The sequence below is a fragment of the Ferrovibrio sp. GW821-FHT12B10 genome, from assembly GCF_058807515.1.
This window is the reverse complement of record NZ_JBXAQT010000001.1, coordinates 3,411,023-3,423,770: the sequence shown is the minus strand read 5'-3', so window position 1 is coordinate 3,423,770 and position 12,748 is coordinate 3,411,023. Positions and strand designations below refer to the sequence as shown.

General features: G+C 65.6%; 9 protein-coding genes and 1 pseudogene. 2 read left to right on the top strand and 8 right to left on the bottom strand.

The genetic code is table 11. The features are described from left to right. Positions 1-11: 11 nt before the first annotated feature. Entirely contained in the window at positions 12-1,106 is a 1,095-nt protein-coding gene (mtnA, locus tag AC1RRT_RS17050; RefSeq protein WP_493015008.1) for an S-methyl-5-thioribose-1-phosphate isomerase, read from the bottom strand. Positions 1,107-1,269: 163 nt separating this feature from the next. Between mtnA and AC1RRT_RS17045 the strand changes: the two genes are divergently transcribed. Both AC1RRT_RS17045 and AC1RRT_RS17040 read left to right on the top strand, forming a co-directional pair. Further along, the gene (locus AC1RRT_RS17045; RefSeq protein ID WP_493015007.1) at positions 1,270-2,427 is read left to right on the top strand and encodes an MFS transporter; all 1,158 of its coding nucleotides are present in this window, start codon (positions 1,270-1,272) and stop codon (positions 2,425-2,427) included. Continuing rightward, a complete protein-coding gene (locus AC1RRT_RS17040; RefSeq protein ID WP_493015006.1) occupies positions 2,424-3,395 on the top strand; it encodes an NADPH:quinone oxidoreductase family protein in 972 nt (323 codons plus the stop codon). The genes AC1RRT_RS17045 and AC1RRT_RS17040 overlap by 4 nt, the downstream gene beginning before the upstream one ends. 30 nt (positions 3,396-3,425) lie before the next feature. Here AC1RRT_RS17040 and AC1RRT_RS17035 read toward each other — a convergent pair. From AC1RRT_RS17035 to AC1RRT_RS17005, 7 genes and pseudogenes are all read right to left on the bottom strand, one after another. Beyond that, positions 3,426-4,877 (bottom strand): annotated as a pseudogene (locus AC1RRT_RS17035) (PAS domain-containing sensor histidine kinase); the annotation flags it as partial. A gap of 516 nt (positions 4,878-5,393) precedes the next feature. Beyond that, positions 5,394-6,524 carry a type III PLP-dependent enzyme gene (locus tag AC1RRT_RS17030; protein ID WP_493015188.1) on the bottom strand — a complete coding sequence of 377 codons (1,131 nt, stop codon included), beginning with the start codon at positions 6,522-6,524 and terminating at the stop codon, positions 5,394-5,396. 483 nt (positions 6,525-7,007) lie between these two features. After that, positions 7,008-7,673 (bottom strand): FecR domain-containing protein, encoded by a 666-nt coding sequence (locus AC1RRT_RS17025; protein ID WP_493015005.1) that lies wholly within the window; start codon positions 7,671-7,673, stop codon positions 7,008-7,010. A gap of 115 nt (positions 7,674-7,788) precedes the next feature. Beyond that, entirely contained in the window at positions 7,789-8,427 is a 639-nt protein-coding gene (gene upp, locus AC1RRT_RS17020) for a uracil phosphoribosyltransferase (protein ID WP_493015004.1), read from the bottom strand. A gap of 25 nt (positions 8,428-8,452) precedes the next feature. Further along, a complete protein-coding gene (locus tag AC1RRT_RS17015; protein ID WP_493015003.1) occupies positions 8,453-9,688 on the bottom strand; it encodes a URC4/urg3 family protein in 1,236 nt (411 codons plus the stop codon). Positions 9,689-9,713: 25 nt separating this feature from the next. Continuing rightward, positions 9,714-11,000, bottom strand: a complete 1,287-nt coding sequence (locus tag AC1RRT_RS17010; RefSeq protein ID WP_493015002.1) for a GTP cyclohydrolase II — start codon at positions 10,998-11,000, stop codon at positions 9,714-9,716. After that, positions 10,997-12,544, bottom strand: coding sequence for an acyl-CoA carboxylase subunit beta (locus tag AC1RRT_RS17005; protein ID WP_493015001.1), 1,548 nt, complete (start codon positions 12,542-12,544; stop codon positions 10,997-10,999). Before AC1RRT_RS17005 ends, AC1RRT_RS17010 begins: the two co-directional genes overlap by 4 nt. Positions 12,545-12,748 lie beyond the last annotated feature (204 nt).

Here is a 12,748-nt window from a genome sequence, read left to right as displayed (position 1 = left end):
TCCTAAGCTGATCAGGCGAATTCGGGATAGAGCTTGGTGAGGCCGGCTTCCGAGGCGGCGCAGGTGCCGCGTTCGGTGACCAGGCCGGTGACCAGACGCGCCGGCGTCACGTCGAAGCCGAAATTGGTGGCCTTGCTGCCCTCGGGTGTGATGGTGACCGGCACGATCTCGCCGCTGGCCGTGCGCCCGCTCATCACGGTGACCTCTTCCTGCGCGCGTTCCTCGATCGGGATTTCCTTCACGCCATCGCGGATAGTCCAGTCGATGGTGGAATGCGGCAGCGCCACGTAGAAGGGAACGCCGTTGTCATGGGCGGCCAAAGCCTTCAGGTAGGTGCCGATCTTGTTGCAGACATCGCCCTCGCGCGTCGTGCGGTCGGTGCCGACGATGCACATGTCGACCTGGCCATGCTGCATCAGATGGCCGCCGGCATTGTCGACGATCACGGTATGCGGCACGCCATGGCTGTTCAGCTCCCAGGCAGTGAGCGAGGCGCCCTGGTTGCGCGGCCGGGTCTCGTCGACCCAGACATGCACCGGGATGCCCTTGTCATGCGCCTTGTAGATCGGCGCAATCGCCGTGCCCCAGTCCACCGTCGCCAGCCAGCCGGCATTGCAATGGGTGAGGATGTTGATGGTGCGCTTGCGGCCGGCCTTCTCGTAAAGGCCCTCGATGATCTTCAGGCCGTGGTCGCCGATCGCCGAGCAGGTGGCGGCATCGTCATCGGCGATCTCGGCCGCGATTTTATACGCTATCGCGGCGCGCTGCTCGACCGGCTGGTTGTGCAGCGCGTTGCGCACGCGGTCCAGCGCCCATTTCAGGTTGATGGCGGTCGGGCGCGTCTCGTTGATGACGTGATAAGCCTTGTCGAGCATGACGTCAGAGGGATCGGCGCGCATGGCCAGCGCCAGGCCATAGGCGCCGGTGGCGCCGATCAGCGGCGCGCCGCGCACGATCATCGCCTTGATCGCATGCGCCGCCTCGTCCCAGGTCTTCAGCGTGGTGGTGACGAAGGCATGCGGCAGCTTCGTCTGGTCGATGATGCCCACCGACCAACCGTCCTCGTTGACCCAGATCGTGCGGTAGGCTACGCCCTTAACCTTCATGGTCCGTCCTTCGCAAAAAAGCCGGAAAAAAACGCTGCCGGAGGCCATCCCCGGCGCGGCAGCAAAAACCGCGCGGAAGGTAGCCGACAGGGCCCCGCGCGGCAATGCCGAAGGGCCTGCCTTAGCTGCGGTTTCCGCGCTTTTTCATAGGATTGTCGCGTAAATGCTGGTCGCGATTTTCTTCACCACGGTGGTTGATCTGATCGGCTTCGGCCTGATCCTGCCGCTGTTGCCGTTTTACGCGATCCATTACGGCGCCTCGCCCTTCACGGTGGCGCTGCTGGCCGTGGTGTTTTCCATCGCGCAGTTCGCCGCCTCGCCGGTGCTGGGCGGCCTGTCCGACCGCTATGGCCGCAAGCCGGTCTACATCCTCTGCACGGCGCTCAGCGCTCTGGGCTATATCTGGCTCGCTTTCGCCGACACGCTGACTGTGATCTTCCTCGCTCGCGTTCTCTCCGGGATCGGCAGCGGCAAGATTGGCATTGCCCAGGCAATCATCGCCGATGCGACACGACCTGAGCAGCGGGCGCGCGGCATGGGCATGATCGGTGCCGCCTTCGGGCTGGGCATGATCCTGGGGCCGGTGCTGGGCGGGCTGCTGATCGGCCCCGACGAGGCGAACCCGCGTTACGCCTGGCCGGCCTTTGCCGCCGCCGCCGCCTCCAGCATCGCGCTGATGCTGGCGCTGGTGACGCTGCGCGAGACCCATCAGCGCCCTGACGAGCCGGGGAAGCTGTTCCGCAACCCGCTGGCCGGCATCGGCGACCTGAACCGTCAGGCGCTGGGGCTGATCATGGTCAACTTCGCCATCAACTTCGTCTTTGCCCAGCTCGAAACCCTGTTCCCGCTATTCGCTGCCACGCGGCTTGGCTGGCATGCCTACGACGTGGGGCTGGCCTTCACCTTCATCGGCTGCATCGTGCTGACCATGCAGGGTGTGCTGATCGGGCCTCTCACGCGCTGGTTCGGCGAACCATGGGTGCTGAGCACTGGCCTGCTCGTGCTTGCGATTGGCACGGCGATGACCGCGGGTGTGTTCAGCATTCCGCTGATGGTGGTCCAGATTCTGTTTACCGCTGGTGGTTTCGCTACGGTCAACCCGAGCATCAATAGCCTGATCTCGCGCAACGCCGATGCCGGCCGCCAAGGTCTGACCATGGGCGTCAACCAGTCCGTAGCCGCACTCGGCCGCGTCGCGGGGCCGATCTTCGGCGGCCTGTTGTTCGACGAGGTGGGCATCACGCTGCCCTACCTGATCGGCGGCGCCATGCTGCTGCTGACGCTGGCCCTGGGCTGGCGCATCATCCACCGGAAGCCATGACCGCCGGCGACTATCGCGCCATGCTCTGCCGCCGCCTCGGCCCGCCCGAGGTGCTGGAGCTCGCGACGCTGCCGCGCACGGCGCTGAAGCCTGGGCAGGTGCGTGTGGCCGTCCATGCTGCCGGCGTGAACTTCCCCGACCTGCTGCAGGTGGCCGGCGACTACCAGCACAAGCCGCCGCTGCCCTTCGTGCCAGGCTTTGAGGCGTCCGGCGAGATCATCGAAGCGGCCCCGGATGTCAGCCCCTGGAAAACCGGCGATGCCGTGATCCTGCGCGGCCAGGGCTGCTATGCCGAAGAGATCGCGACCGACACGCACAGCCTGCTGCCCAAGCCGGCCGACTGGAGCTGGGACGAGGCCGCCGCCTTCCCCGTGGCCGCAGCCACCGCCTGGATCGCATTGCTGTGGCGCGGCCGGCTGATGGCCGGCGAGACGCTGCTGGTGCTGGGCGCCGGCGGCGGCACCGGGCTGACGGCCGTGACCCTGGGCGCGATGAGCGGCGCGCGGGTGATCGCCGTGGCCTCATCAGAGGAAAAGCGCGCGGCGTCGCAAGCCGCCGGTGCGGCGCTCTGCATCGATCCGGCCATTGAGGGCTGGGAGAAGAGCGTGCAGGCCGATGTGGTGTTCGATCCGGTCGGCGGCGAGATCTTCAGTACCGCCTGGCGCGCGCTGAAGACCGGTGGGCGCTGGCTGGTGATCGGCTTTGCCGGCGGCGGCATCCCCAAGCCGGCTGCCAACCGGCTGCTGCTGAAAGAGGCCGAACTGATCGGCGTGCGCGCCGGCGAACAGGCGCGGCGCGTGCCAGAGGCAGCACAAGCCCTGGAGGCCGGCTTAAAGGACTGGTTAATCGGCGGCGAGCTTGGACGCCCGCGGATCGGCGGCGTCTACCGGCTTGATGAAGCTGCTGCCGCCTTGCGCTGCCTGGGCGAGCGTAAAGCGATCGGTAAACTGGTCCTGCGACCCCGCTAAAGGCCCCGGACGGCTGCGCTCGGGCGGCAGGGTCACCAGCACCGTCGTGCCCTCGCCCACCCGGCTCGCGATATGCAGTTCGCCGCCATGCAGCTCGATCAGACTGCGACAGAGCGACAGGCCCAGCCCCGTACCCTCATGGCTGCGCGACAGCGCATTGGCCACCTGGCTGAACGGCTGCTGCACGCGTTCGATGTCTTCTTCCGCGATGCCGATGCCGGTATCGACCACCGCGATCTCCAGCCGGCCATCGGCCTGCAGCTCGCAACGGATGTCAACGCTGCCGCCCTGCGGCGTGAATTTCACTGCATTGCTGAACAGGTTGATCCAGACCTGGCGCAGACGGCGGGTATCGCCCCAGATCGCCGGCGAGGGATTGGGAATCTGCTTGCGGACCTGGATGCGGTTGTTGGCGGCGCGCTCGCGCACCAGCAGCAGGGCTGCCTCCAGGCTTTCATTGGCGTCCAGCCATTCCTCGTCCAGCGCCATCTTGCCGGACTCGACCTTGGCCATGTCGAGGATGTCGTTAATCAACGCCAGCAGATGCTCGCCGCTCTGCACGATATCGCGACAGTATTCGCGATACTTGGCATTGCCCAGCGGCCCCATCATCTCGTCCATCAGCACCTGGCTGAAGCCGAGGATGGCGTTGAGCGGCGTGCGCAGCTCGTGGCTCATATTGGCGAGGAAGTCGGACTTGGCGCGGCTGGCAGCCTCGGCCTCTTCCTTGGCCATCATCAACTGCTGCTCGTTGCGGCGCTGGGTGCTGACATCGCGGAACATGCCCTCGATCATCACCACATTGCCACCGTCATCGGTGACGCGGCGCAGCGTCTTGGAAATCCAGATGGTGGTGCCGTCGCGGCGGCGCATCTCGGAGCGGAAGTCGCGCGCCAGCCCGTGGCGTTCGAGATGCTTGAGCAGTTCCTTGCGGCGGTCGGCGTTCACATAGAGCTGGTCGCCCGAGCGCGTCACGGTGGCCAGCATCTCTTCCGGTGAAGAGAACCCGAATATTGCGGCACCCGCGCGATTGACCGAAAGCACGCGGCCCTCCGGCGTCACCTGGATGATGCCCTCATGCACGTTGTCAAAAATCTGGCGGTACTTGGCTTCGGCCTGGCGCAGGCGGATCTGCGCGCGCTTGCGCACGGTGATGTCGGTGAAGACCGAGACATAGCCGCCCGGCTTGTCGCCGGTGGCCGGCAGGCGGCGCCAGTCGAAGTTCAGCCAGGTGCCGTCGGTGAGGCGCACCTCCTGCTTGCGGTCGGCCCGCGTCGAGGCGTCGATATAGGCGTTGATCCAGGCCGAGGCTTCCTCGGCGCGGATGGTCAGCGTGCCGCGCGCCACCAGCAGCGCCAGGAAATCGCGCGCCGGCAGGCCGGGCTGCAGCATGGTTTCGGGCACACCGAACAGATCTGGCAGACGGCGGTTGAACTGGACCAGATTGGGACCGGCATCCCAGACAGCAAAGCCCTCGCCCATGGTGTCGAGAGCGGCGTGCAGCAGCGCGGCTTCGGCCTCAGCCGGCGCGGACGGCGTTTCGTCGGCAGCCTCGCGATGTCGCGCGAGCGCAGCCAGGAAGCGGTCCTCGCCGAAGGGTGGTTCCTTCACCGCATTCTCCTTGCCAGCCGCCCGTTGCTGGGTGATGCCGGCCAGCTGACTGCAACCGGCCCCAATTCCCTGTTTCGCGACCCATGCCGTGGAGTCGCATTATTATACGCGTTTTTCGGGCGGCAAATTTGTCACACAGGCGAGACGTGGCCGCAACAGGAAACGGGGTTTTCCCAATAACACATAGATGTTAGGCAAATTGGAGTTGGGTTGTATGCACCCGTCACCCGTCCCCCGGTTGCAGAAAACCGGGGCAGATCGGCAAAAGACCGCAGACGGCCCAAAAACTGAACCTAAAACCTGTTGGCGTCCCCCCAGCAAAAAGGCCGGCCGCTTGCGCGGCCGGCCCTTTCGGAACCCACTCGGTACGTTGGAACCGCTACGCTGTTAGATGCAGTAGCTCTTCAACGGCGGAAAGCCGTTGAAGCCAACCGACGAATAGGTCGTCGTGTAAGCACCGGTGGACAGGATCTGGATCTTGTCCCCCACTTCGAGAGCCAGCGGCATCTGGTATTCCGCCTTCTCGTACAGGATGTCCGCGCTGTCGCAGCTCGGACCGGCAAGCGACACACGGCCGGTCGGGCCGCCGTCATGCGGAGTCACGATGCGATACTTGATCGCCTCGTCCATCGTCTCGGCCAGGCCGGAGAACTTGCCGATGTCGAGGTACACCCAGCGGCGGTCGTCGTCGTAATCCTTCTCCGAGATCAGGACGACCTCGGCCTGGATCACGCCGGCATCGCCCACCAGGCCGCGGCCCGGCTCGATAATCATTTCCGGCAGGTTATTGCCGAAATGATCGGTCATGGCGTTGCTGATCGCCTGGGCATACGCCTCCAGCATCGGGATATCGGTGCGATACCGCGCCGGGAAACCGCCGCCGAGATTGACCATGCGCAGGTCGACATCGTGCTGCTGCAGGACGGTGAACATCTGCGAGACCTGGGCGACAGCCTTGTCCCACTGGTTCAGATCGGTCTGCTGCGAGCCGACATGGAAGGAGATGCCATAGGGGTCCAGACCCAGCTCACGTGCCTTGACCAGCAGGTCGGCAGCCATGCGCGGGGCGCAGCCGAATTTCTTCGACAGCGGCCATTCGGCGCCTTCGCATTCCATCAGCACGCGGCAGAAGACCTGGGACCCGGGCGCGAGCTCGGCCAGCTTCTCCAGCTCGCACAGCGAGTCGAAGGCATAGAGGCGCACGCCCTGCTCGAAGGCCCAGGCGATGTCGCGCTTCTTCTTGATGGTGTTGCCGAACGAGATGCGGTCCGGCGTCACGCCCTGCAGCATGCACTGCTCGATCTCGTTGGCCGAAGCCGTGTCGAAATTCGAGCCGAGCGTGCGCAGGCGGCGCAGAATCTCGGGGGCCGGGTTCGCCTTGATGGCGTAGTACACCTTGGCCAGCGGCAGCAGACGGCGCAGCTCGCGATAGTTCTGCTCGACGATATCGACATCGACGACCAGGAACGGCTCGGTGTCCCGCGCTTCGGCGAGAAACTTCTGCATCTTGGGGGTAATTTGACCCAACTCGATACGCTTCTGCGAATTGCGTCGCAGACGGGTATTGGTGCGGCCAGCGCTGGCTGCAAGCATCGAAACCTCCCTCTCGGACCGGCTTTAAACCGGCACAGCTTTCAAACTGTGCGACCAAAAAGGACGCGTTCGTCGTTGCATAACCTGCCAGGGGCCATCGGCACGTGCGGGTGCGTCGTTGAAAGCGGTATTTACAGCATCGCGCCCCCATTGCAATAGGAAATTGCCCGGTGGGGAAAATTTTTTGCCGGAGCCGTGTTCCCAGCGACACAGCTGCGCTCCGCCACTTCGCCGCCGAGCATGAAAAAAGCCGCATGGTGTGCGGCTTTTCTTCATCTGGAGAGTTGTCGGCGGGAGCGTGGCCAGACGCGGCGGCTGGAGATAAAAATTTCGTAAGCAGGTGTCACATTGCCCCCGCGCGGGCCGCTGCGGCGGCGTCAGCGCGCCGCAGCGAAAACGAGTCGAGCGTCAGAGCGCCCCGCTCTGGTCGTGCGCACCGCCGGCACGCTGGGCGAGCTGGCTGGTCAGTCCGATGAAATCCTGCAGCCGCTGCGGCGGCAGAACCGCCGGCTGGCTCGGGCCGGCCAGGCCGTTCAGGCGCGTCGCGGCGCCGATCTGCTCCAGCTTCACGCTATGGCCGCCGAAACCGGTGACCTCGGCGCGGCCGACGCTCAAGAGCGCGATTTCCGTGGCGTCAGGCCCGATCCGGCCGCCCACGGTGGCGGCCTTCACCGCCACGCTGCCGGCCGGCATGACAACGTACACATTGCCGGGATTGGCGGAGTCCAGCAGGAAGCTGCCGCGCTCCAGCCGCAGCACCACCCGGTCGGCAGCGAACTCGTCGACGCTGATGACGCTGTTGGGGCCGATGATGACGCTGGTGCGGTCGTCCAGGGTGAACTTCACGCCCGAGCCGGGGCCGCTGGCGATCCGGTTGCCCAGAACGATGGGAAGGCCGCGCCGGCTCTCCTGCCCCACCACGCGAGGCTGAGGACTGGTGACGGCGGCCGGCTGGACGCCGAAGCCGGCGACAGGCTGCTCGGCAGCCCAGGCGCTGGCGGCGACGCCAGCCACAGCGGCAGCGGCAAGGGTGAGCGAGACGCGCAGAACGCGATGAAGGAACATGGTGGCCATGACACGGCTCTCCTTTCACAGGAGGACGGGGGACAGGTTTTAAGATTGTCCCGAATATGGCGCGGACCCGGCCCGGTGGCTGTGACCGCCGATACGAAAGGGCGAACCAGGCGCCCTATTTCGTCCCATAGATGCGGTCGCCGGCATCGCCCAGACCCGGGCGGATATAGCCGTGATCGTCGAGCTGGCGGTCGATGGCGCAGGTGAAGACCGGCACGTCCGGGTGGTTGTCCTGCATGACCCGCAAGCCCTCGGGCACGGTGAGCAGGCAAACGAACTTGATCTGGCTGGCGCCGGCCTCCTTCAGGCGGGTGACGGCGGCAGCCGCCGAATGGCCCGTCGCCAGCATCGGATCGACCACGATCACCAGGCGCTCGCGCACATCCTCGGGGAGCTTCAGGTAGTATTCCACCGGCACCAGGGTCTCGGGGTCGCGGTAGAGGCCGACATGGCCGACGCGGGCCGAGGGCACCAGGTCCAGCATGCCGTCCAGGATGCCGTTGCCGGCGCGCAGGATGGAGACGAAGCAGAGCTTCTTGCCCGAGAGCAGCGGCGCCTTCATATGCTCCAGCGGGGTCTCGATATCCACCTTCTCCAGCGGCAGGTCGCGGGTCACCTCGTAGCAGAGCAGCAGGCTCAGCTCGCGCACCAGACGGCGGAATTCGGCCGTGGAGACCTCCTTGCGGCGCAGCAGGGTCAGCTTGTGCTGCACCAGCGGATGCTGGACCACGGTGGCATTGGGAAACGCGTTCATCGTCTACTCTCCCCCGAGCATGAAATCAGAAAACCGTGCCGTCGCTGGCCACGGTCAGCGGCGGGCCGCCATCCGGACGCTTCTCCCGGGCGATCTTGCGCCCGGCCGCCCAGGTGCCGCCCTCCAGAATACGGGCCAGCGGCATCTCGGCCGCCGTCTTGCCCAGACGGGCCCGGACCGGGTCGGCGATGCGGTCGAGCAGCGCCAAAGTCAGCGCACGCCATTCCACCACGGCCTCGTCCTCGACCGGGATCGGGTATCTCAGCAGCGCGTCATGGCGCACGCCCAGCACGCCCAGATCGATGAACAGGCCGCCGTTGCGGTATTCCGGCAGGCCGGTCAGGTCATCCAGATCGGTCACGGCGATCCCGGCATCCTCGAAGATTTCGACCAGGGAATACGTGAGCCACTGCGACAGCTTGTGGAACGGGATCAGCCCGGAGGTGAGATCGCCACTCATCAGGCCGCGATGGCGCCAGACATCGCCCAGATTGACGCCGTCGATGGTCATGCGCGACGGCCAGATCGGGCCCAGCCCTTCCAGCACGGCCGACAGGATGGCGGTGACCGGCAGCTTGCGGTCTTTCACGCGGGCTTTCAGATAATCGTAAAGCCCGCCGATGCGGGCCTGCGGGCCGAACAGGTCCGGCCGGCTTTTCAGCGCCTGCCCCAGATTGCGCAGCAGTGCCGCACGGCCCTCGACCCCGACCAGCGGGTTCCTGTCACTGACCTGAAAAGCATGGGCGATGGCATTGGGGGCGAGCGGTGACAGCCCGGCGGCATCGGCGCGCAGCGGCTGTGCCTTGTCGCCCGAGAACAGCCCAGCCTTGAAGGCGTGCAGGCTGGCAACCGCCAGACCTTCCGAGCGTGCCACCGGGCCATGGCCCTCTTCGGTGTAGCTCCAGCCCGGGCCCGAGCCGGCATCCAGCAGCACGCTGGTGACGCAGAGGTCGAAGCGGATACGCGCGATCTCGTCGGCATCCACGCCGTGCAGCGTGCCGGCAAGCTGGCGCCAGCGGTCGATGCCGTTGGCGGCGAAATGCCGCCAACGCGCATGATAGGGGATGGCCAGCGTGGGATAATTCTCGCGGATCACCTGCGCCACGTAATCGGCGGCAGGCTCCAGCCTGTCCAGATGCAGGCTGAAATTCGGCAGTGCCTCGCGTTCGGCCAGGTTGAACAGCGAATGGCAGCGCTCGCGGATCGCCTGGGGACTGCGCAGCCAGGCCACCGCCTGCGCCGGATCGTTCAGATTACTCACAAGACAACTCCTTACTCTTCCCAGCTTATTCTTCTAAGGCGCGGCCCTTGGCCTTCTTCAACTCATCGGCGTCCGGCACCTTGTCGGTGAAATAGCCGGCCGCCTTCTTGGCGTCCATCTCCACCCGCGCATCGGCGGGGATCAGTTCATCGGGGATCGGCACGCGCTCGACCACCTGGATACCGCTGCTGACGATGGGCTCGAACTTCATGTTGCTCATCGACACCAGCCGGTCGATGCGGCTGATGCCGAGCCAGTGCAGCACGTCCGGCATCAGCTCCTGAAAGCGCATGTCCTGCACGCCGGCCACACACTCCGTGCGCTGGAAATAGGTCTCGGCGCGGTCGCCCGATTCCTGGCGCTTGCGCGCGTTGTAGACCAGGAACTTGGTCACCTCGCCGAGTGCCCGGCCTTCCTTGCGGTTATAGACGATGACGCCGACGCCGCCCTGCTGGGCCTCTTCAATACAAACTTCGATGCCATGGGCAAGGTAGGGCCTGCATGTGCAAATATCCGAGCCGAACACATCCGAGCCGTTGCATTCGTCATGGATGCGGCAAGCGATCCTGGTTGCCGGCTTGCCCAGCTTGGATACATCGCCGAACAGATAGATGGTCATGCCGCCGATCGGCGGCAGGAAGACCTTGAGGTCGGGGCGCGTGACGAGTTCGGGGAACATGCCGCCGGTCTGCTCGAACAGGCCGCGCCGCAGTTCGGTCTCACTGATCTTGAAGCGCTTGGCCACGCCGGGCAGATACCAGACCGGCTCGACCGCCACCTTGGTCACCTTCACGTCGCCATTGGACGCGAGGATATTCCCGTCCGGCTTGATGCGGCCGGCGCGCACGGCGTCGTGCAGCTCGGGCATGTTGATATGCGCCTTGGTGACCGCGATGGTCGGGCGCACGTCCCAGCCGGCATTGATCTGCTCGGCGAAGACCTGACTGGTGATATGGCCCCAAGGATCGAGCGAGACGATCTTCTCCGGATCGGCCCATTGCGGGAAAGGACCCAGCGGCTCGGCCGGCGCAGTGTTGGTGAGATCAGGCTTGTGCTCGGCCTTGAGCTGGCCCGACGCCACGGCAAGCGCGCGATAGAGCGAATAGGCGCCGGAATGCGTGCCGATGGCATTCTTGCCGCCTGGATTCTTGAGCGTCGCCACCAGCGGGCCGCGCTGCTGCGGGTCGGCCGCGCCCCACTCCACCGGCAGCGGCTTGCCGCTGACCGTGGTGCTCGGGTGCGAGGTCAGCACGATGGACTTCGGCGCTGCTTTCTTCTCGTTCGGGATATTGGGAATGTCGGTGGTGCTCATGGTCTGTACCCGAAGCTTGAGGGTCCTGTCTTACGCAAGGGGGCAGCAAGGTTGGCGAATTCGCAAAGCAGCGGCCGCGTGTCGCGCGGATCGATGATCTCCTCGACCAGGAAAGCTTCCGCCGTGCGGAACGGCGAGCGCACCTGGTTCAGTCTCTCTTCGATCTGTTTCAGCAATGCGGCGGGATCATCCGCCTTTTCCAGATCGGCGCGATAGGCCGCCTCGATGCCGCCTTCCAGCGGCAGGCTGCCCCAGTCGCCGGACGGCCATGCATAACGGTAGCGCAGGCGCGTGTGATTGGAATGCCCCGCGCCGGCGACGCCGAAAGCCTTGCGCAGGATGATCGAGCACCAGGGCACGCTGGCCTGGTAGACGGCGGTGAGCGCGCGGGCACCATGGCGGATGGTGCCGCTCTGCTCGGCTTCCGGGCCGATCAGGAAGCCCGGGATGTCGACGAAATGCACCACCGGCAGATGGAAGGTCTCGGCCAGATCGACAAAGCGCGTGATCTTGTGCGCCGCATCAGCGGTCCAGCCGCCACCGTAATGATAGGGATCGCTGGCCAGGATGGCGACCGGCCAGCCGTCGAGGCGCGCCAGACCCGTCACCACCGAGCGGCCATACATCCGGCCCATCTCGAAGAAGCTGCCGTCATCGACGACGGAGTCCAGAATCTCGCGGATCTTGTAGACGCGGCGGCGATCGCGCGGCACGACCGAGAGCAGTTTCTCCTCACGGCGGTTCGCGTCGTCTTTCGGCGGGATACGCGCCGGCAGCTCGTAGACCGACTGCGGCAGATAAGACAGGAAGCGTCGCGCGGCTTCAAAAGCTTCGGCCTCGCTGGCGACCGCCAGATCGACCGCACCGGCGCGCGTGTGGATATCCACGCCGCCGAGCTCTTCCTTGGTCATGGTCACGCCGGTGCGCGCCACCACCGGCGGTCCGGCGATGAACATCTGCGAGATGCCCTCGACCATCACCGAGAAATGGCTGCTGACGGCGCGCGCCGCGCCGAGGCCTGCAACCGAGCCGAGGGCCAATGCCACGACCGGCACGGTGGAGAGGTTGCTGACCAGATGCTCCCAGCCCGGCATCAGCGGCACGTAAGTGCGGCCTTCCATCTCCAGCGACTTGACCGAACCGCCGCCGCCGGTGCCGTCCACCAGCCGGATCATCGGCAGGCGCAGTTCGTTGGCCATCTGCTCGGCATGGACCTGCTTCTGCCAGATTGAGGCATCGGCAGCGCCGCCGCGCACGGTGAAGTCGTCGCCACCGACCACGACCGGCCGGTTGTCGATACGGCCACGGCCGAAGACGAAATTCGTCGGGCTGAACTCCTGGAGATTGCCGTCCGCGTCATAGCGCGCGCGGCCGGCGATGGCGCCGACTTCGTGGAAGGTGCCGGGGTCGAGCAACTGGTCGATGCGTTCGCGCACCGTCAGCTTGCCACCGTCATGCTGGCGCTTGATCTTGTCGGCCCCACCCATCTGGCGGGCCATCTCTTCACGTCGCCGCAGTTCGGCGATCTCGGCTTCCCAGCTCATTATTCAGGCCTCTTGGCACTGGAAAGCGATGGAGTGTAACGCTGAGCCGGAGGGTGCACAACAACCTCGGCGAGGCCAAAAGGCCTGCCCCGACGGCAGGTTACGCCGGGATTGCCCCTAGCATTGATCCGGCCTGCGACAAAACCCTGTCCTGCCCTGTCACAAACGGCGGCCCTGCCCCGTCTATCGGATGTCTACATGACA